Genomic DNA, 285 nt, shown 5'->3' on the forward strand with positions numbered 1-285 from the left:
GATTAGCTCGTCATAGCTTTTGTAGAAAGTCTCCGCTCGGAACATGAGGCCATCTTTCTGAAACAAATAGTTTAAGATCAGGTGTTTTGCTTTCGATTTGCCGATAGTTGGGTCAATTGCTCGGAAATACTCGATAGGCAGTTGATGAAACTGACCTGAGGCAAGGGAAACTTGACCAAACTTTGAGACTTGATAGGCAAGTGAAAGGCGAGGATCAACCCAAGACTGTTCTGCCAGTTGGCTATTACCTGCTCTCAATCCGCCTCTTAGCACTAGTTTTTTACT

The 285-nt window shown here is 43.9% G+C and carries 1 protein-coding gene; it reads right to left on the bottom strand.

The features are described 5' to 3' along the window. The coding region (locus ACM615_RS24405; RefSeq protein WP_431012711.1) for a hypothetical protein at positions 1 to 285 on the bottom strand (285 nt) is incomplete at both ends.

The sequence above is a fragment of the Rahnella sp. PAMC25617 genome, from assembly GCF_050606005.1.
In the GTDB taxonomy this organism is placed as follows: domain Bacteria; phylum Pseudomonadota; class Gammaproteobacteria; order Enterobacterales; family Enterobacteriaceae; genus Rahnella; species Rahnella variigena.